Raw genomic sequence first — 18,148 nt, 5'->3', positions numbered from 1 at the left:
CAGCGCAGTTGAAGCGTAGGTTTTTTGGCAAAAAAGAGAGGAGCCGCATTGAGCAATTGTCCATCCTGCATAAGGCTCAGTTTCTCCAGTACATTGGAGGCATTGTCCCATACCAGACCGGCCCGCTTCACAAAGGCCCTGATTTTCCTTTCATTAAGTTCTTTGATGGAGGTTTTGCAGGGTTCATTATCCCAGCGGAGCGCCTCGCGGTTTCTGGCAAGGATAAGGTTTTCAAGTTCTTTTGCGGTGAGGTGTCTATCCTCATCGGCCACGCGCATGTAAGCCCTGCCGTATGAAAAATAGGGTTTTTCCTTCCCTGAAAAGGTTATCTTAATACAGGTCTTGCCGTTGAGTGTTTCCGGGGTAATCTGGGGGTAAATCCTGGGCTCAATGAGCGCTGCAATGGATTGCGAAATATCACGGAGTGTTTTTTCATTTATAACAAGACCTGTCGGCCCGCCGTCAGGGGCGACACCGAACCACAACTCGCCTGCGCCGTGTTTATTGAGAATTGCAGAGATTGAAACCAAACCTTCCTTGAGGGAGGCAAGGCTTTTCTTAAGTTCAATCGTTTCGCCTTCACTAAAACTCATATCCGATTCCCTTCAGATTATCCTGAATGGTCTTTTCCAATTCTCCGCTCTTGGCAAACTGCTCAGCCAGTTTTGTCGTAAGGGTTTTCATCTTCTTATTGAAGGGTACATCATCGTCGGCAATCTCATTCCAGTTTTAACGGGAAAACTTTTAATTTAGGCCTTGAAATAATATTTTCCCCCAATCCCGATTGGTTTTCCCTAATGTTATCAAACGAATTGAGAAGTGTCAATGGTTATTGATGATGAAATATTGGTTGCAAAATGGGGTTCAAAAACCGTATTCACCCCACCCTCACAACCCCTGCCATCTTCACCTTTCATAACTGCGGTTTGCGCGGCTTTGTCGATACTGTGGCAGCGGCCTGCTGCTGAACATAGTCACAGAGGACGCATAGATCATTAAAGAGCTCCTCAAGGTCTTCTTTTTTATATTTGCCCGCATTTTCTTCGATAGCGGTCCTTATGCTTTTAACGCTTGTCCTCTGTCGTGAGAGCGTGGGGTGCGCAGGTTTCTTTGGCGGTTCTGATTTCCGGGTGAGCATTCTTTCAAGGGTGGAGTTGGTCACAGGTTGTGCCATGATGCTGTCGAATACCTTTTTGAGATCGACACAATCAAGGTGGGAGGCAAAGATGTAACCCTGAGAAACAGGTAGTTTTCCCTCCCGGATAGCGGCTTGAATCTCATCGGAGAGTTTTAAGAGTGAAATTGTGCGAGACAGCGTCCGTATTGACTTTCCAGAGATTTCAGAAATTGCAGACACAGTGTCTGCAATTTCTTTGGATAGGTCCTCAGGTCTTCTATCATAGTTCACCAACTCATTCATAACACCGGTTACATCGTACCCATTATCCGGATGTCTTGCCTGAATATAGGCCAATATGCCCTTTGCCTGGTCTATGGGATTTAAGTCCTCCCTCTGGAGGTTTTCCGTCAATTGGAAGGCAAGTATCTCGTCTTTTTGAGTTATTGCATCCACAACTCGTGCCGGGACAGATGGGAGTTCAAGTTTCTGTGCTGCCAGATAACGGCGTTCTCCGCAAAGCAGGAGATATTTGCCGTCTTTTGGCGTCACAAGCACAGGTTCAAGGATGCCCCGGTCTTTGATCGATTCCATGAGGGATTTGAAGGACTCACCCTCTGTATCAATGCCTGAACGAACCTGTTCTTCAATAAGTATGTCACCTAAAGACAAGTATAAAAACTCCGGATTCTCCACTGTTTTCTTTGTTGCCATCTTAATCCCCCTTAATAAATTCCGTGAAGCGTTAATCGTGAAGCGGATAAAAAACCGTATACATCCCTTTTTCTCTGCGTGCTCTGCGAGAGATAATGCCTTTAAAACCGTATAATTATGATTTAACGTAAGATGCCCCGCCCGATTATGTTTATTAATTGATACACTATTTTAATTAATCTTTGCAAGAATATTTTTACTATTTCGTCCTTCCCGTCTGTTGCATCCGTTGATCTTTTTATCCTCTCGCCCCCTTACGGGGACAGGCCCACTCCCTTAGGGTCGTTCGAGTACGCAGAGATCACAGAGTTAAAACAAACTTCGCCGGAATATAGAGAATGACATATTCCGGCAACCTACACACCCTGCAGGTAAAACAATACTTTCTGCCCCGAAGAGGTGTAGTATGTTAACAGGATCGGGCAGTCTCAGGATTTTACTCACAGATATATTTGCCTTTCTCTGCGGCCTCCGCGGGCTCTGCGAGAGATAATGTCTTTGATCTTTCTTCCTCTCGCCCTTGAAACATCTGGCCATCTTGCTTGTTGTAAACATCTGATTTGGCTGGTGGAGGGGGCGATGTTAGCCCCGGTATAATAGAAAGCCGCAGCCTTTAAAAATAAAGTAACCCCCGAAGCATATCAGAAAAATGCTGCATACCAGCAGGATGGCTTTGATTACTTTTAAGCTGAAAAATTTACCGCCGAATTGGATACCGTATGAAATAAAGCTGTACCACACAAAATCGGAAAGTATGTGACCGACGAAAAAAGCGAGAACGCCTTTGATGCCCAGGCCCTTTGCGAACATTACATAACCCATACCTATCGTAATCCACCAGATGAACCAGTATGGATTTGAAAGGCTTACAACAATGCCGGCAATGACAGGGTGCATTCCCTTCTGTGTTGTTGATGGTGTTGCCGACAATTGATAGTGTTTAAGATCTTTAATGGTGCCATAGCCCATGTATATAAGGATGATGCCCCCGGCAAGGGCTATAATTGAAAAGATGATCTTATTGTTGAGAATACTGCCCAGGCCGAATATGATTAAAATAAGCAATAAAAATTCAAGAATGCCATGACCAAGGACAACCATGGGCCCGACTATGCCGCCGCGTTTTGCAGATTCGCCGATAGTTATCGTTAGAAGCGGGCCCGGCGCCATTGCGCCCGTCAGTCCGAGTATGAATCCAATGGAAAAAAGGCTGAATATACTCATAGTCTGTGTAAGGTTAACATTTCACTTGCAGTGAGAAGATCAACCCCTACCTCCTTTAATCCTGAATTTTAAAAAATTAATCCCGCAAAGAGACGCGAGAAGCAGGAACGCCATGAGGACAAAATAATCTCCGTATCTTACATAAAATGTCTGCCCGTTGCGTAAAGAGAAGTTGCCCTGTATGGCGTCTTCGGTAAATATGCCCGTCTTTTGTCTGATACGCCCTCTCGGGTCTATGATTGCGCTTATTCCGGTGTTGGCAGCCCTCAGAACATACCTGTCAGTCTCAATTGCCCTGAAGACATAAAAAGCAAGATGCTGATAAGGAGCCGAGGTTTTCCCGAACCATGCATCGTTAGTAATATTTACAAGTACCTGGCCGCCTCTCTTTACCGTATCGTTTGTTATGTGAGGGAATGTGCCTTCATAACATATGAGGATGCCGATTTTTCCGGCCGTTGTTTCAATCGGTTTGTGTGTTTCTCCTGCAATGAAGTCGCCCCCGGCTGCAGTAAAATTTGCAAGAAAAGGCAAATATTTAATAAGAGGGGTATATTCTCCAAAGGGAACAAGATGGACTTTATTGTAATTTCCCGTCAATTCACCAGCCTCATTGTAAACATATGCAGCATTGCTGTATTTCCCCTTATTGTCTTTTGAGACTGTTCCAAAGAGAAGATTAGCCTTAAGGATAGCGGGCAGTTCCTTGATGAAGTTCTTTGCGTATATCTCGTCGTTAAAAACGAAAGGCATTGCAGTCTCCGGCCATATAATAAGATTTGCACCCTTCCCGGCTTCAAGAGTTTTCTGGTAATAGGTCCTTGCAATCCTCATTTTAAAGGCTTCATCCCACTTCACATCCTGCAATATGTTACCCTGAATAATCGCAACCTTCAGGTTTCCCTCATCTTTCGTATTCATCCTGCTATAGCCGTATACAAGCGCTATTGTAAAAAACGCTGCTATTACTCCAATATAGATGAAGAAGGTATATCCGGAGGGGCTTAAATGTTTTGTCCTTATCCTTTTATCCTCTCTATCTTTTATTTCAACAATCTTTTCGGCCCTCCCGATGAAAATTTGAGAAAAAATACAGTTTATGGCTACTATCAGAAATGATACAAAGTATGGGCCCGTAACAGACACAACCTGTATAAACGGGAGAAAGTTATGCTGGGAATAGGCCATCATCGACCAGGCGAAGCCGGTAAGTCCAATGCTTCTCAGGTATTCCAGGAGTACCCAGACAACAGGCGCAGATATGTAAAAAGGGATTGATAATTTGCTTTCAATAAAGGGTACGGTAAAGGTAAAGACTGCAATGTAAAAAGCCAGATACAGAACAAACAGGATAAGTATCAGGAAGCTTGTGTATATATCTATGCCCCCGTATCTGTTCATTGCAACAACAACCCAGTAAATGAGCCCGAGATAGGAGACAATTCCCGTAATAAAACCTGAAAGGAAGTTACGGCGCATGTTATCTTTTTCCAATGAGCAGATCAACGGTATAAGGGCAATATATGCAATAGATGTAAGAGAGATAGGGGGCTGGCTGAGGATTATGAGGATGCCGGAAACTATCGGTAAGAACCAATTAGTCCAAAATGTTGAATGTTGAATGTTGAATGTTGAATTTATTTTAAAAGCCGGACTTTTATTTTTGAACTTATTACTCATGATTTATCGTTTATTTCTGGTTTTGTGGCACAAGTATTTTATATAACTCGTGAGAATATACATAATCCATAAGCTTCTTTTCCCTGTATTTCATCCTTCGGGATTCATTCTTCCCGCTTTCATGATCAAATCCTGAAATATGAAGGAGACCGTGTATAATGAGGGCGAAGACCCTTTCGTAGAAATGGCAATCCGCTTCTTCGGCTTCCTCTTTTGCCCTTTCCAGAGAAATAGCAATATCACCTATAACTTCACAGGAGAAGCCGTCCATATACGAAAAAGATATAACGTTTGTAGGTCTGTCTTTCCCGAAGTAGCTTTTGTTCATCTTCTTAATCGTATTGTTATTGACGAATAGTATGCTTAAGGCTTTATCCTGCAGCTTTAAAGATGTCAACAGATCTTCCGTGATTTTTTTTATGCGTTGTTTGTCCGTTTTCAGAGACCTTTGTGAGTCTTTTATGAGCACCGTCATGTTCTGCCCTTTCCGGATATTCGATTCTGTGATGGAATATACCCAGGAGTATTGTTATAAAGCTTTTTTGTATCGCATGTAAATCTTTTAACGTCAGCTCGCACTCATCAAGTTGTCCATCAAGAAAGATATTCTCTATCACATCCCGGACATGGTTTTCTATTCTTTTCGGTGTCGGATCATCGAGCATTCTGGAAGACGCTTCCACTGAATCTGCCAGCATTACTATGCCGGCTTCTTTTGTCTGCGGTTTTGGACCGGTGTATCTGAAATCCTGTTTGTCTATTACGTGCAGTTCGGGATCCTCCAACTCTTTCGCTCTGCTGTAAAAAAAGCTCACAAGGCTTGTTCCGTGATGTTCTTTTATAATGTCTTTTATCTTCTTCCCAAGCCTGTATTTTTCAGCAAGTTCTACCCCTTCTTTCACGTGGGAAAGAATGATGAGGGCACTCATATTCGGGGATAAAGTTTTGTGGGCATCCTCAAAACCTTTCTGGTTCTCGATAAAATAGTGGGGCATTTTCAACTTCCCGATATCATGGTAATATGAGGAAACCCTTGTAAGCAATGGATGCGCCTCGATGCTTTCTGCCGCCGCCTTTGATAAATTACCCACAATTATGCTGTGGTGATATGTGCCAGGGGCATTAACCATCATGTCTTCAAGAAGGGGGTGTTCGAGGTTTGCAAGCTCTAACAGCTTTACGTCAGTAGTATAATCGAATATATGCTCTATCACAGGAAGAAGGCCAAGGGCGATGAAGCTGCTTCCAATACCGCTGAGCAGAATAAAGGCTATCTTCACAGGAAGGTTGGAAAGAGTCTGGCCAATAAACAGATTAAAAAGAAGCATGATAAAGCTCATAATAAATGCGGTATACAGACCTGCCTTGAGTATTGTATTTCTGTTCTCACATTTTCCTGAAAAATATGATGCGAGGACATTCCCAACCAATGTGTAAATGAATATAAGCATACTGTTTTCAAAGGCAAAACCCATAATTGTTGCAAAGAAAATGGAGAAGACAATCGCTGCTTCCGAGAACAGAGCCACACGCATTATTATTCCAAACAGAAATATCGGCACAATGTAAAAAAGATCAGGCGCATATTTTTGGGTAAAATACTCGAAAACAAGAAAGGGCAATTTTACCATTACGGTTGTAAACGTTAGCAGGACTGCACCAAAAATCAGGTCTTTTTCTGAGAGAGAGAATTTTTTAATATTCCTGTCTGCATATTCGTATATGATTACCATGAAGAGGAAAAGCAGAAGAGAGAGATAGAAAGCTTTCACGAGATTTGGAGATTTTTCTTTTTCAAGATTTTTGAAGGCATATAGTTTGTTCAAATGATCTTCCCCGACCCTTTCGCCTTCTCTTATAATAATCTCCCCTTTTTTAACAATAATATCCATATTGGGTATATACGTATCAACCGGGGATTTAATATTCTCTTTTGCAATATCACCATACTGGTATTCGGTTATGCCATATTGGTTTTTAATGCTGATAATCAACGACAGGATAATGGAAAGGAAAAGGAATATCAGGAATTTACCGTACTTTAAATAAGGAGAAGGTTTATCCTTTCCGTTCTGCATTGCCTATGCCCTCTGTAGTTGTTTTCTTCTTTTCATAAGCCCTTATGATTTTCTGAACAAGGGGATGTCTTACAACATCTTTTTCAGTGAAATATACAAACTGTATTCCCTTTATCCCCTTAAGAATGCCTTGAATTTCCACAAGACCGCTTGTTTTTTTATCGGGCAGGTCAATTTGGGTAATATCGCCGGTAATGACTGTCTTGGAAGAAAAACCCAGCCTTGTGAGGAACATTTTCATCTGCTCCGATCCGGTGTTCTGTGCTTCGTCAAGAATAACGAAGGCATCGTTCAGTGTCCTTCCCCTCATGAATGCCAGCGGGGCTATTTCTATAACACCCTTTTCTACAAGCCTGGATGCCCTTTCCATATCTACCATGTCATAGAGCGCATCGTAAAGCGGTCTCAGATAAGGGTTTACCTTTTCATACATGGTTCCGGGAAGATAGCCGAGTTTTTCCCCTGCTTCGATAGCCGGCCTGGTGAGGATTATCCTCGACACCTCCTTTTTGTAAAAGGATGAGAGAGCCATTGCCATGGCAAGATATGTTTTCCCTGTACCGGCTGGGCCTATGCCTATAACCATGTCAAATTTTTTTATTGCATCAACATATGTCTTCTGGTTTTTTGTCTTCGGGGCAATGGTCTTTTTAGATGGAAATATATAAATCTGGTCTTTGTACAAATCATCGGCGCTATTATGGCTATGGGCGATATATCTTGCCGCCTGGTCTATATCGGAGGGTTTTACGGCAAGCCCTCTTTTTGCTATGCCATGGATTTCTGTTATAACTTTGTTAGCGTTTTCGAGGTCGCTTTTATTCCCGATGATGGTAAGATGGTTACCTCTGACGCTGACTTTAATGTTAAAACACTTTTTCAGGTGCTTTATATTCTCATCTCTTGTGCCAAACAGATTACGGGCTACATTTATATCTTCAAAGGACAGCCTTAAATACTCTTCTTCAGTTTTTTCTTCCAAAAAAGTCTTGTTTACCTCCTGAATATTGGAATCACAAACGTCAAGTATAACATATAAGTTTTTTTTTCAATATATGCAAGTTTTTAGAATGTAAGGGTTGATGCAGTAATCTAACCCCTCAACACCCGCTCTGTTCATGATAGATTTAACAAATATTTCCCTTGCCTTCATGAAAGAACGCATCCAGCGCGCAATAGTAATAACCCCCGTGAATTCCCATCGGTTGTGCAATTAAGGAAAAACATTTCAGGGCCTTTTCCGCATAGTTGAGATATTCTTCGCTTCCCGGCATGTTGGAAAGTTTAATGAGGTTCATAATGCCCACTGAATTGGCTGAAGGGTGCGGGGCATCTTCCGTTACTTTGAGCCTTGTACCTATCACATCTTCTTCGGTGTCAAAAAAACCATTGTTTTCATTGTCCCAGAATTTGCCGATGCACGCCCGCATGAACTTATCTGCCATGTTAAGGTACGAGGCATCTCCTGTAACTCCATGAGCCCCTATGAATGCCCCGACAAGATTGACATAATCGTCAAGGAGGGCATCTACGCCCTCAACATGGAAAAGCCGTTCATCGATGAAATTGACGGCCAGAATCTTTTCGAGACTTTTTAATGCAAATTCCTTTATCTCCTCGTCTTTAATCGCCTTATATGCTTCAAAAAAAGCTGAAATAAGCATACCATTGAGAGACGTATATAAAGCTTTGTCCACAAAAGGCTTCTCCCTTTTTTTTCTCTCCAAAAGCAGTTTTGTCTTCCCTATATCGATAATTTTGTTTGCTTTTTCAACATCCATGCCGCTCTTTCCTGCAATTTCTTCTATCCCTTCTGTAATATAAAGCACCCTTTTTGAAGCATCGTGGCGCATGGCGCCCTTTTCGTGAAGCAGATAAGGAGACAAAACCCTGTATTCATCATCATTCAGGATTTTCCTGAAATCATCATTCTTCCATATAAAGTATCCACCTTCATCATCAGGCGTAATATCTGCATCCTGGCTTGAATAAAACCCTCCGTCCGGATAGGAAAGCTCATTTAATAAAAAATCAATGATGCCTTCCGAGACCTCCTTAAACGATTCATCACCGAAAATACCGTATGCATGGACATAATTCCTTAAAAGCCACGCATTATCATCGGCCATCTTCTCAAAATGGGGAATAATCCATGCCTCATCCGTTGAGTACCTGTGAAACCCGCCCCCGAGCTGATCATGAATACCTCCGTTTGCCATACATATGAGGGTTGTTTTAATGGCATTTCCAAGGGCGCTGTCTTTATCATAAGAATATCTGCCCATGAGAAACTCCATTGCCCCGGGCATGGAAAATTTGGGCGCCCCCCCAAACCCACCATGAATTGGATCAAAGCCTGAAAGGATGCTTTTTTTCGCAGCTTCGAGCATCGACACATCCAGATTGCCCGGTGCAAGGCTCTCCTGCTTCATATGACGGAGAATTTCCTGGCTACTCTCATTCACTACCTCTTTCTTCTGCTGATACATGGTGCCGATTGCCTTCAGGACGGATTTAAAACCCGGCCTTTCATCCCGGTCAATTTTGACAGCAATAAAATATTCATTCAGCAGAGCTGCCACCTCTTCGTCTTCAAAGCTTTCTTTTGCCATGACATGGCACCAATGACACCAGATAGCACCTGAACTCAGAAATACAGGCTTGTCCTCTGTTTTTGCCCTTTCAAATGCCTCCTCAGACCAGGGATACCAATCTATTTTATGTTTTGCTGCATGTTGCAGGTAGGCAGATTTTTCCTTTTTAAGCCTGTTCATATTTTCCCTCTTTTTAATTAAGTCTTGGTAACAATGTGCGATTAACACATATATATTATTATGTCCAATTATAACAAAAGAATATCTTTTGAGAAACAATTTTCACTGCCGTTAATCCTTTCTTTAAACTTCATAATGACAATTAGTTATGTCTATGCTGCAAAACGGGCAAACCCGACAATCAGTTCGAGACTTTTAAGCCTGTTGAAAGTTGTTAGAGATATGCACAGCAGGGGAGAAATTTAAATGTCTCTACTAAAAGATGCCCCGGTCAGAAAAAAGCTGATTATTGTAATCTTTTTAATCGTCGGCATTACAGCATTATTTAGCAGCATATTCATGATCGGGAGCAGAATATATATCCAGCGTTTCATTACCCTAAAAGAAATTACTATTCAGGCACAAGGGATGGGGATGACCTGCTCAACACCACTGATCTTCAACGATCATAAAACAGCAAAAGAGATCCTTCTAACATTTAGAATGAATCCGAAGATCATATATGCAGCAATCTACGACAGGCAAAACAAGGTATTTGTTTCATTTATAAGAGAGGATTTTCAAAAAAAAGATATCGAACCACCGAGATCCTTTAAAGACGGTTATCATTTTGCAATTGATCATCTTGCTTTCACACATCAAATCCTCGTAGGAGCCGAACATGTAGGTACCGTCTACATGATATACAGCTTAAAGACTGTATATTTCAATATTTTACTCGATATTGCGATCCTTTCCATCGTATCAATCATGACCATAGTTTTTGCCTTATTATTTTTTTCAAAACTACAGCATATGATTGCCAAACCTATAATCGATCTATCAAATCTTATGCACAGCATATCAAAGGATAAAAATTACTCCTTGAGGGCATTGGTACAGAATAAGGATGAGATAGGCGTCCTGGCTGCCGGATTTAATGAGATGCTCACCGAGATCCAAAGACGCGACAATGAACTTGAAAAATACAGTCAATATCTTGAAGAAGAGGTGGCAAAACGCACGGGAGCCCTCTCTCATTTAAACGAGAAGATGGCGGTCGAGCTTGCAGAGCGGAAAAAGACCGAAGAAATGCTACTGCAAACCCAGTTTGTAGTTGATCATGCATCGGACAATATCTTCTGGGTGGGACCTGATGGACAGTTCGTTTATGTCAATGAAGCTTCGTGCCGTTCGCTCGGGTATTCGCGCGAGGAACTTCTTGCCATGCATGTCAATGATTTAGACAATTATCTTTCGGCTCAGGAAAAGAAAAACGCATGGAAGACGGCAAAAAAGCTCGGCACTGTTACATTTGAAACACGTCAACGCTCAAAAGACGGCAGGGTTTTCCCGGTAGAGATACTCGGTAATTATTTAAACTTTAAAGAAAAGGAATATTTTGTATTTTTTGCACGCGATATTACGGAAAGAAAACAGGCCGCCAAAGCATTATCTGAAGAAAAGGAACGGTTGGCAATTACATTGCAATCAATTGTTGATGGTGTGATTTCCACTGATACAGAAGGCAAGATAATGTTTATAAACAAAGTTGCAGAGGATTTAACCGGATGGAGCCAGGAAGAGGCTGTTGGCCGGAAATTGCATGAGGTACTGCATGTTGTAAATGAGAAAACAGGTGAGCGCATGGAGAACCCTGCGGAGAAGGTGTTGAGAATAGGCAGAATAGTCGGTTTTTCCGACAGCATAAAACTTATTTCCAGGGATGACAGGGAGACTGTTATTACGGGCAGTGGAGCGCCTATAATGGGTCAAAACCAAGAAATTTATGGGGCAGTGTTTGTATTACTCGACATTACTGAAAAAAGGAAAGCGGAAAAAGAGCTTCTTAAAATGAACAAAATTGAATCGGTGGGCGTTCTTGCCGGTGGAATTGCACATGATTTTAACAACATACTTGCAGCCATTCTGGGCAACATCTCCATTGCAAAGATGTTTACCAAGCCGGAAGACGACAAGGTACATGAAAAATTGTCGGATGCCGAGAAAGCAATATTCAGAGCAAAAGATCTGACCCAGCAGCTCCTTACGTTCTCTAAAGGAGGGTCGCCAATTAAAAAGACCTTATCGATTGGAGCAATATTAAAAGATTCTGCACGTTTTGCCCTTACAGGCTCTCCGGTTCGATGCGAATTTGATCTGGCTGAGAATTTATATCCTGTTGATATTGATGAGGGGCTTATGCATCAGGTAATCAATAATATTGTTATTAATGCAGAACAGGCTATGCCCCAGGGCGGGATTATATTTATCAGGGCAATGAATATTGTGCTCAAAGATGGAAGCGCAGTAAGCGGGATTCTGCTGGAAAAAGGGAAGTATATAAAGATAGCGATTGAAGACCGTGGGATTGGTATACATAAAGAGTATCTTGATAAAATATTTGACCCGTATTTTACAACAAAACAAAGGGGGAGCGGTATCGGGTTAGCGACAACCTATTCTATTATAAAAAAACATGAAGGTTATATTACCGTTGATTCAACTCCAGGTATGGGGACAACATTTTATATATATCTGAAGGCATCGAAGAAAAAGGCAGAAGCCCCGGCAAAAGACAGAGAGAAGCCCATTCGAGGTAAAGGCAGGGTACTCCTTATGGATGATGAGGAGATCGTTGCGAATACTATTTGTGAAATATTAATTGCCCTTGGGTATGATGTGGAATCTGTAAGAGACGGCAAGGATGCCATTGGTCAGTACAGAACAGCTATGGTATCGGGCAAGCCCTTTGATGTTGTGATACTCGACTTGACCGTCCCAGGTGGTATGGGCGGAGAAGAAACGGTAAAGAAACTTATCGAAATAGACCCCTGTGTCAAGGCAATCGTATCGAGCGGCTATTCGAATGACCCGATCATGGGTAAATTCAAGGAATACGGTTTTAGCGGTATAGTTCCCAAACCTTTCCAGATCCATGAATTGAGTAATGTCATAAACAAGGTCATGGAAGAGAAAAAATAATTGTTTATATTTGCTGCAATCCTTGACTACCCCCTTATTTATAGTGTTATCATTATAAAATAAGAAGCTGAAGGGATAAGGCGCTGCCTTTTGAATGATTTTTTACCTTCTTCCCTTCTTAACTCCTTAAATTTATGGTTTGTATTAAAACATGGGACTGAAAAATACCTTATCTGAGAATATTAAACTTATCATGGTCGGTGGAAAGGGAGGGGTTGGCAAAACTACATGCGCCTCTGCTATAGCTGTAAAAATTGCCCTTGAAGGGAAGAAGGTACTTGTTATTTCAAGCGATCCTGCACCATCTTTGTCCGATATTTTTGAGACTTCCATTGGAAGCAAAGAAACAAGAATTATTGATGGATACTCGCTATTTGGCCTTGAAATATCGTCTGATGTAGTACTGGAAAAGTGGAAAGAACGTTTCGGCGCTGAAATATACGAAGTTATCTCCTCCTTTGCTGATGTAGATTATGACTTCGTTGACTATATCGGAACAGCCCCTGGAATTGAAGAAGAATATATGTTGAGCTTTATCATAGACCTTGTAGAGGGCGATAAATATGATGTTGTTGTCTGGGATACGGCCCCGGCAGGACATACGCTGAGGCTGCTCCAACTGCCTCACCTGTTTCTCAAACATCTCGAGGCTGCAACAAAATTTTACATGAATATGTACAGTTACATAGAAAAATTAAAAGATATGGCCAGACAAAAAGGCTCAAAAAGGACGCTCCTTGAGATAATAGGAAGCTGGGAGGCGCTGTCTGAAAAAATTGTCCGGTTTATAAGGGATGGCAGCACAACAGCATACGTCATCGTTACAATCCCTGAAGCCCTCGGTGTAAAATTGACAACCAGAGTCATAGAGGAGTTCAGAGAGAACATGCTTAATGTGGACGATATTATCATCAATCATGCTGTAAAAGATGAAGACTGCGAATTTCACAGGATCCGGAAGGGTATGCAACAACATTATATTGACTTTATTAAGGATACATACAAGGACATCAACATCGTTACACTCTATCTTTCTCCTTATGAGGTTAAGGGGATAAAAAGGATAATGGATGTGGCAGAAGAATTGTTTATGTAAAGGAACTGTTGCTATTCACAGCAAAAGTATTTGCTCTTACATGAGCTGTGAACCCTGAACCCGACCTGATATGGATAAGCTCAGAATAACCGGCGGATATTTAAAAGGCAGAAACATTGCAATATTGAAAAACGGAAGCGCCCGATATACATCCTCAAAAGTAAGGGAGGCCATTTTTAACCTTATTGGAGATATAAGCGGCTGCAAAGTCCTGGATTTATTTGCAGGTTCAGGCTCATTTACCATTGAAGCTGTGAGCAGGGGGGCTGTTTCTGCAACATGCGTGGAGAGGGACGGAGATGTGGCAGCCATTCTTCAGAAAAATCTTTCCGGGCTCTCCATAGATAAGGATTGCCTTGTATTGAATATGGATGTAAAATATGCAGTTCCTTTTCTCTGTAAGAGGTTGTACAACTATGATATAATTTTTATGGACCCTCCGTACAAAAAGGGTCTTGTAACGGAAACCATGTTGTTGTTAAAAAATAGTGTTGTATATGATAATGGTACGATTTTTATTGTAGAGCATTCAAAGAGAGAAGGGATAGACCTGACATTTTGGAAAGGGTTGGAGGAAATAACTGTCAGGCAATATGGAAACACAAATATCAGCATCTTCAAGGTGGATGATAAATGCAGTTAGAAATGAGGATTCAGGAATACAATATGACATTTCGTTCTTTATCAATTACTTTTCACTAACTTCACAAGGAGTCTTTAATGAAACGTAGAATTGCAGTGTATCCCGGTTCTTTTGATCCCATTACATACGGTCATATAGATATACTCATGAGAGGTCTTGAGCTTTTTGACAAGGTTATTGTTGCAATTGCACATAATATTGAAAAAAGATCACTTTTTACTGTGCAAGAACGGATGGACTTGATAAAGAAATCTGTTGAAGGTAATGAAAATGTACTGATCGATAATTTCGAGGGTTTATTGGTTGATTATGTAAAGAAGGTCAACGCCCGTTTTGTGATACGCGGACTGCGGGCAATGAGTGATTTTGAATATGAATTTCAGATGGCATCAATGAACAGGAATTTAAATCAGGGTATGGATACAATATTTATGATGACAAGCAAAGACTATTTCTTTGTCAGCTCAAGAACCATAAAAGAGGTTGCCGCATTCGGAGGACCTGTCGGGGCTTTTGTCCCGGAAGTAGTTGAAAATAGCTTAAAGGAGAAATTTTCAATTAAGTGAAAATAAATCTGAAATTATTCACTATTCACTATTCACTATTCACTATTTTATTGTGCTTCTACAGCTTCCTCCTTTTTACAGCAATCTCTCTTGTTGCATTTAATGCCCATGCAAATGAGATCTACACGATCAGGATACAAGGGGCCATACAGCCGCCCGTTGCCGGATTTATAGCAGAATCTGTTGCAAAAGCTGAAAAGGACGGCGGCGAAGCCCTTGTCATTCTCCTTGATACACCCGGCGGCCTCGATACATCCATGAGGGATATTGTTAAGAATATAATGGATGCGAACATACCGGTTATCGTCTATGTTTACCCTTCCGGGGCAAGGGCTGCATCTGCGGGCAGCATTATTCTCCTTGCATCCCACATCGCCGCCATGGCGCCGGGAACAAACACCGGCGCAGCTCACCCGGTCACTATCGGAAAAGACAAAGTAGATAAAGAGATGATGACAAAGGTGACGAAAGACGCTGAGGCATATGTGAGAAGTATTGCAGCCAAAAGAGCCCGCAACGTTGAATGGGCGGCAAAAGCAGTCAGCCAGAGTGCCTCCATAACAGCAAGCGATGCCCTTGAAAAACATGTTATCGATATTATTGCGAAAAACATGGATGACCTTCTGACACAGGCAGATGGAAAGACAGTGGAAACAAAAAAGGGCAAATTGACGCTGAAATTGAAGGGCAAGAACAAGGTCGAGATTGACATGCCCTTCAAGTATAAGTTCCTGTCGTATCTAAGCGATCCGAATGTGGCGTACTTACTTATGATGCTCGGTATTTACGGAATTCTATTTGAAATTTACAGTCCGGGAGCAATATTCCCCGGCGTGGTGGGCGGAATTTCCATTATACTCGCCCTGTATGCATTTCAGACAATACCGATAACTTTTGCCGGTGTATTCCTTATTTTGCTCGGTATAGTCTTCTTTGTTCTTGAGCTGAAAATCATAAGTCACGGTATGCTCGGGTTTGCAGGGATCATATCGATTATAATAGGTTCTGTAATGCTTGTTGACCTTCCGGACAGTACGCTTTCCATATCCTGGAAAAGTATACTTACTGTAGCAATACTGTCTGGCATATTTTTTTTCGGTGTGTTATCGTATGCGATAAAGGCCCAGCTTTTAAAGGTTAAAACAGGAAGCGAGGGGCTTATTGGAGAGTCCGGTGTTGCAAAAACCGATGTATCCGGGAGGGGGAAAGTGTTTCTTCATGGAGAATTATGGAATGCGAAAAGCGATGAGTCGATCATGCAAGGAGAACAGGTTGTTGTGACAGGCATTGAAGGACTTGGGCTTATCGTTAAGAAAAAAGGAGGTTAAAAATGCCGATTTATCTGTTTATTATAGCTTTGATAATATTTTTTCTTGCGAGTGCAATAAAGATTTTAAATGAGTATGAGAGGGGTGTTATATTCAGGCTCGGACGGGTGCTCGGCACTCCGAAGGGTCCGGGGCTCATCATTCTTATCCCCATAGTTGACAGAATGGTAAAGGTAAGCCTGAGGACTGTTGTTCTTGATATCCCGCCACAGGATGTCATTACACGGGATAATGTGTCGATAAAGGTGAATGCCGTTGTGTACTTCAGGGTAATAGATTCTTTGAAGGCGATTATCGATGTAGAAAATTATCTCTATGCAACAAGTCAGCTTTCCCAGACAACCTTAAGGAGCGTTCTGGGACAGGCCGAACTCGATGACCTTCTGGCCCACAGGGAAAAGATCAACGAGAGATTGCAGGAGATACTGGATACACACACCGAGTCCTGGGGCATCAAGGTGTCAAATGTGGAGGTTAAGAACGTGGATCTGCCGCAGGAGATGCAGAGGGCTATCGCACGGCAGGCAGAGGCTGAGCGTGAGAGAAGGGCAAAGATCATCGGGGCCGAGGGTGAGTATCAGGCAGCCACAAAGCTTTCAGAAGCATCTGAAATACTCTCAAAAAATCCGATGGCTTTACAGTTGCGTTATATGCAGACCCTGATTGAAATTTCAACAGAGAAAAATTCTACTATAATATTCCCATTACCGATTGATCTTATAAAAATGTTTATGGAGAAAGTAAAATAATGAAGAAATGGCTTGTAATTGTATTAACACTTTTACTGTGGGCGAATACAGCTTATGGAAAGCCTCATGCCCAAAAAAAGCATATAAAAAGCGCCGATGCATCCAATGCAAAAGTGCAGGCAGCAAAAGAAGCACCGTATAAAGCGTATATTGTGGTTGAGGCAGGCAGCGGCAAGGTAATCGAAGGCGAAAATGCCAATGCAAAAAGGCCGCCTGCAAGTGTAACAAAACTCATGGTTGCCTGTATTGTCCTGGATAAGCTTACAAAAGGGGAGATACAGCTTACCGACAAAATTACTGCCTCAAAAGAGGCATCAAAGATAGGCGGCAGCCAGGTTTACTTAAAGGAAGGCGAAGTATTTTCCCTTGAGGATTTGATGAAGGCAACACTTGTAGCTTCAGGTAACGACGCTGCCTATGCAATTGCCGAACATATAGCAGGAGGCAAGGAAGGGTTTGTTGCTTTGATGAACGAGAAGGCCAAGGCATTAGGTATGGTTGACACACAGTTTCGTTCTGTCCACGGACTCCCTCCTTCAAAGGGACAGGAAGAAGATCTGACAACCTGTAGTGATCTTGCCATACTTGCAAGAGAACTCCTGAAATACCCTAAAATACTTGAATGGACATCAATAAAGACCGAGGGTTTCAGAGACGGAAAGTTTATCATGAATAACCATAACAAACTTCTCGTGAAGATGCCGGGCATCGTTGACGGTTTAAAAACAGGGTACTATAGAGAGACGGGTTTTAATGTCGCGGCAACAGGAAAAAAGAACGATTTAAGATTCATCGTTGTTGTAATGGGAAGCCCTACGGCAAATATACGCGACGGTATTGCCATGGAGAAGTTCAAAAAGGCATTTTCTTTATACAAGACATTGAATGTTGTAAAAAAAGGGGAATTGATTGATAAAGATATATTTCTGGAAGACGGGAAATACAGGAAGATAAAAGGGATAGCGAATGCAGATTTTGCCTGTACCGTCCCGAATGACAAAAAAGGAAATATTAAAAAGGAAATAGTCTTGCCCGAAAAAATAAAGGGTGAGATACGGGAAGGTCAAAAATTTGGTGAGCTTGTTGTTAAACTGGATAATGAAATTGTCGGCAAGGTGGACATAGTTTCGCCTGTATATGTGCCAAAGGCAAACCTGTTTACAAGGCTTATACGAAAAATAGGTTTTAATATTTAATGGATAAAATTATGAATAA

Annotated in this window: 16 protein-coding genes; 8 read left to right on the top strand and 8 right to left on the bottom strand. The window is 41.8% G+C overall.

The window, feature by feature from the left end; translation table 11 throughout:
* The 4 genes from NT178_03370 to lnt all read right to left on the bottom strand — a co-directional run.
* Positions 1-593 (bottom strand): ATP-binding protein (locus NT178_03370; GenBank protein ID MCX5811569.1); only part of this gene is annotated, 593 nt, incomplete at its 3' end.
* Between the two features lie 320 nt (positions 594-913).
* Positions 914-1,831 (bottom strand): ParB/RepB/Spo0J family partition protein, encoded by a 918-nt coding sequence (locus NT178_03365; protein MCX5811568.1) that lies wholly within the window; start codon positions 1,829-1,831, stop codon positions 914-916.
* 582 nt (positions 1,832-2,413) lie between these two features.
* Positions 2,414-3,055: a LysE family transporter gene (locus NT178_03360; protein ID MCX5811567.1), complete on the bottom strand. Its 642-nt coding sequence runs from the start codon at positions 3,053-3,055 to the stop codon at positions 2,414-2,416.
* A gap of 39 nt (positions 3,056-3,094) precedes the next feature.
* Positions 3,095-4,576 carry an apolipoprotein N-acyltransferase gene (gene lnt / locus NT178_03355; protein MCX5811566.1) on the bottom strand — a complete coding sequence of 494 codons (1,482 nt, stop codon included), beginning with the start codon at positions 4,574-4,576 and terminating at the stop codon, positions 3,095-3,097.
* Between lnt and NT178_03350 the strand changes: the two genes are divergently transcribed.
* On the top strand, positions 4,533-4,676 hold the full coding sequence (locus tag NT178_03350; GenBank protein MCX5811565.1) for a hypothetical protein: 144 nt from the start codon (positions 4,533-4,535) through the stop codon (positions 4,674-4,676). The genes lnt and NT178_03350 overlap by 44 nt on opposite strands.
* Positions 4,677-4,745: 69 nt before the next feature.
* Here the strand turns inward: NT178_03350 and ybeY are convergent, their stop codons facing one another.
* From ybeY to NT178_03330, 4 genes are all read right to left on the bottom strand, one after another.
* Complete coding sequence (ybeY, locus tag NT178_03345) at positions 4,746-5,132, bottom strand: rRNA maturation RNase YbeY (protein ID MCX5811564.1); 387 nt, start codon at positions 5,130-5,132, stop codon at positions 4,746-4,748.
* The gene (locus NT178_03340; protein ID MCX5811563.1) at positions 5,107-6,813 is read right to left on the bottom strand and encodes an HDIG domain-containing protein; all 1,707 of its coding nucleotides are present in this window, start codon (positions 6,811-6,813) and stop codon (positions 5,107-5,109) included. The genes ybeY and NT178_03340 overlap by 26 nt, the downstream gene beginning before the upstream one ends.
* Positions 6,794-7,795, bottom strand: a complete 1,002-nt coding sequence (locus NT178_03335; GenBank protein MCX5811562.1) for a PhoH family protein — start codon at positions 7,793-7,795, stop codon at positions 6,794-6,796. Before NT178_03335 ends, NT178_03340 begins: the two co-directional genes overlap by 20 nt.
* A 145-nt stretch (positions 7,796-7,940) precedes the next feature.
* Positions 7,941-9,587 carry a thioredoxin domain-containing protein gene (locus NT178_03330; protein MCX5811561.1) on the bottom strand — a complete coding sequence of 549 codons (1,647 nt, stop codon included), beginning with the start codon at positions 9,585-9,587 and terminating at the stop codon, positions 7,941-7,943.
* Between the two features lie 246 nt (positions 9,588-9,833).
* Here NT178_03330 and NT178_03325 point away from each other — a divergent pair, with 246 nt between their 5' ends.
* From NT178_03325 to NT178_03295, 7 genes are all read left to right on the top strand, one after another.
* Positions 9,834-12,551, top strand: a complete 2,718-nt coding sequence (locus NT178_03325) for a PAS domain S-box protein (protein ID MCX5811560.1) — start codon at positions 9,834-9,836, stop codon at positions 12,549-12,551.
* A gap of 193 nt (positions 12,552-12,744) precedes the next feature.
* A complete protein-coding gene (locus tag NT178_03320) occupies positions 12,745-13,647 on the top strand; it encodes an ArsA family ATPase (protein MCX5811559.1) in 903 nt (300 codons plus the stop codon).
* Positions 13,648-13,717: 70 nt separating this feature from the next.
* Positions 13,718-14,290 carry a 16S rRNA (guanine(966)-N(2))-methyltransferase RsmD gene (rsmD, locus tag NT178_03315; GenBank protein MCX5811558.1) on the top strand — a complete coding sequence of 191 codons (573 nt, stop codon included), beginning with the start codon at positions 13,718-13,720 and terminating at the stop codon, positions 14,288-14,290.
* Between the two features lie 77 nt (positions 14,291-14,367).
* A complete protein-coding gene (coaD, locus tag NT178_03310; protein ID MCX5811557.1) occupies positions 14,368-14,856 on the top strand; it encodes a pantetheine-phosphate adenylyltransferase in 489 nt (162 codons plus the stop codon).
* Entirely contained in the window at positions 14,853-16,184 is a 1,332-nt protein-coding gene (locus tag NT178_03305; GenBank protein ID MCX5811556.1) for a nodulation protein NfeD, read from the top strand. Before coaD ends, NT178_03305 begins: the two co-directional genes overlap by 4 nt.
* Positions 16,185-16,186: 2 nt before the next feature.
* Complete coding sequence (locus NT178_03300) at positions 16,187-16,933, top strand: slipin family protein (GenBank protein ID MCX5811555.1); 747 nt, start codon at positions 16,187-16,189, stop codon at positions 16,931-16,933.
* Positions 16,933-18,129, top strand: a complete 1,197-nt coding sequence (locus NT178_03295) for a D-alanyl-D-alanine carboxypeptidase (protein ID MCX5811554.1) — start codon at positions 16,933-16,935, stop codon at positions 18,127-18,129. The genes NT178_03300 and NT178_03295 overlap by 1 nt, the downstream gene beginning before the upstream one ends.
* Positions 18,130-18,148 lie beyond the last annotated feature (19 nt).

The sequence above is a fragment of the Pseudomonadota bacterium genome, from assembly GCA_026388255.1.
GTDB lineage: Bacteria > Desulfobacterota > Syntrophorhabdia > Syntrophorhabdales > Syntrophorhabdaceae > JAPLKB01.
Note: the sequence above shows the minus strand (reverse complement) of the source record. Positions and strands in the feature narration are given on the sequence as shown.

Excerpts from the sequence above, each read along its gene's own strand:
- NT178_03350 (MCX5811565.1), top strand. The coding sequence starts at position 4,533 with ATGTTATCTTTTTCCAATGAGCAGATCAACGGTATAAGGGCAATATAT.
- coaD (MCX5811557.1), top strand. The coding sequence starts at position 14,368 with ATGAAACGTAGAATTGCAGTGTATCCCGGTTCTTTTGATCCCATTACA.
- NT178_03340 (MCX5811563.1), bottom strand. The coding sequence starts at position 6,813 with ATGCAGAACGGAAAGGATAAACCTTCTCCTTATTTAAAGTACGGTAAA.
- NT178_03330 (MCX5811561.1), bottom strand. The coding sequence starts at position 9,587 with ATGAACAGGCTTAAAAAGGAAAAATCTGCCTACCTGCAACATGCAGCA.
- rsmD (MCX5811558.1), top strand. The coding sequence starts at position 13,718 with ATGGATAAGCTCAGAATAACCGGCGGATATTTAAAAGGCAGAAACATT.
- NT178_03295 (MCX5811554.1), top strand. The coding sequence starts at position 16,933 with ATGAAGAAATGGCTTGTAATTGTATTAACACTTTTACTGTGGGCGAAT.
- NT178_03325 (MCX5811560.1), top strand. The coding sequence starts at position 9,834 with ATGTCTCTACTAAAAGATGCCCCGGTCAGAAAAAAGCTGATTATTGTA.
- NT178_03365 (MCX5811568.1), bottom strand. The coding sequence starts at position 1,831 with ATGGCAACAAAGAAAACAGTGGAGAATCCGGAGTTTTTATACTTGTCT.
- NT178_03300 (MCX5811555.1), top strand. The coding sequence starts at position 16,187 with ATGCCGATTTATCTGTTTATTATAGCTTTGATAATATTTTTTCTTGCG.
- NT178_03320 (MCX5811559.1), top strand. The coding sequence starts at position 12,745 with ATGGTCGGTGGAAAGGGAGGGGTTGGCAAAACTACATGCGCCTCTGCT.
- NT178_03360 (MCX5811567.1), bottom strand. The coding sequence starts at position 3,055 with ATGAGTATATTCAGCCTTTTTTCCATTGGATTCATACTCGGACTGACG.